1 protein-coding gene is annotated in these 1,233 nt (G+C 38.2%); it reads right to left on the reverse strand.

Annotated elements, in window-relative coordinates; translation table 11 throughout:
• Nucleotides 1-859 precede the first annotated feature (859 nt).
• Nucleotides 860-1,102, reverse strand: coding sequence for a hypothetical protein (locus tag FTV28_RS13460; protein ID WP_179990702.1), 243 nt, complete (start codon nucleotides 1,100-1,102; stop codon nucleotides 860-862).
• Nucleotides 1,103-1,233 lie beyond the last annotated feature (131 nt).

Consider the following 1,233-nt stretch of genomic DNA (forward strand, 5'->3'; position numbering starts at 1 on the left):
TCAGCGTTTTATGACTACTCATGCCGTTGTCTGCTTTGTTCAGATACCCCAGTAACAGACTTAATCAATTTTGCGCTGGCGTCACCAAGCCTTCCACCCACAAAAAGGACGGAAATTAACTATCTGAAGCAATTAAGAACGAAAGAGGGATTTATTTTAAACCAAGAGCCGTTATAATGGATTTACAGCACGAGGATTTATCTTGAATCTTATGTCGAGCGTTAACTCACATAACTTTCGTTATTAATTCTGCCAGGAATTAATAACCGTGCATCGAATATAAAACGAAACCCGATCATATTCAATATGGTCGGGTTTTTATTTTTCGCTCGCTAAGGTTCTGATTAATTCCCCAAGGGGGAAATAATCGGAAAGCGAGGGGAAAATAAGAAAGCCGAAATTGGTTATAAAAACTCCATCACGTGGAGTAGAGTCCACTATTAAATAAGTGGACACGCGCCAATAGTGCGGGCGTCGTCGTCGAAACTCCTCCTCCTTCCTTACAATCGGCTTTTGTGTCGCATTCGCTAATTCTTACCGATCTAGGGCAAAAGGGAGCTGTAATCAGAGAAAAAAAGGTTTTAGAGCAAAATCCATGCAGTCGGGGGCAACTCCGCCCCCTCTGTGACTACTGGAGAGAATGTTCTCCAGTGGAACTAAAGATTATATAAGTAATCTTTAGCAGAATTTTCAGAATGCACGCTTCCGCGTTTCTCAAGAAACAGGCAAAAAAAAAGCCCCCGTAATAGGCTTTTTAGTACCTTTCTATGTCAAACACTCAAAAGGATTTGTGTCAGCGTTGTGTGACCAGAGTAAATAAAAACTTCATCCCGCAATGATGGCTATTAAGCAAAAGTTTCTACTCAATGCCTAGATATGATTTAGCACTGAGATACGCATTATTAAGCTCAACAATGTATTGTGTCAATTGTTCATAATCATCAATATGTTGTTTAGCTAAAGTCATTGCATTGTTGTAATCATTTTCAAGAAATTCAGGATAATTTCTAATGAATGTTAAAACATACCAATCTAAATGTTTTTCATCTAAAAAATTATCTTTTTCAATTTTAAGTTGTTGAATTATATCTAATTTTTCCATAAAAAAACCTAAGTAGTGAATTATCATTATGGTGAGAGTTGGAGAAGATCAGGAAATACTCACCCTAGAGCCTTGTCATGTCCGTTCATGGAACGGCAGACAATGCTCTAGGAGTATTACCCGAACGAGTC

This window comes from Acinetobacter sp. YH12252, assembly GCF_013417365.1.
In the GTDB taxonomy this organism is placed as follows: domain Bacteria; phylum Pseudomonadota; class Gammaproteobacteria; order Pseudomonadales; family Moraxellaceae; genus Acinetobacter; species Acinetobacter towneri.